The sequence below is a fragment of the Treponema sp. R6D11 genome (assembly GCF_054786075.1).
In genome coordinates this window covers 1-331 of record NZ_BDHD01001321.1, presented here as the reverse complement: position 1 = coordinate 331, position 331 = coordinate 1, and the positions used below count along the sequence as shown (strand labels likewise).

Annotated in this window: 1 pseudogene; it reads left to right on the top strand. The window is 45.0% G+C overall.

Annotation, left to right across the window (positions count from 1 at the left end):
- Positions 1 to 331 (top strand): annotated as a pseudogene (locus ACYVTD_RS18595) (phenylalanine--tRNA ligase subunit beta); the annotation flags it as partial.

Below are 331 nucleotides of genomic sequence, written 5' to 3'. Positions count from 1 at the left end.
GTTAAAAAAGCTGCTCGTAAAGTAAAAGTTCAGGCAAGCGTTAAAAAGGTGCGCCCTTACCTTGCCGGTTTTGTCGCCAAAGGCAAGCCCATCTCCGACCCATTATTGCGCGACATGATTCAAACTCAGGAAAAACTTGCGTGGAATTTCGGTCGTAAACGGCGGACAATTTCGATGGGTATTTATCGCACCTCATTAATAAAATGGCCTATTATTTACAAAGGCGTAGACCCCGATTCAGTTTCCTTTGTGCCGCTCCAGTGGGATACACCTCTTACCTTGCGAGAAATTCTTAAACAGCACCCAAAGGGCAAAGAGTACGCATTTATTC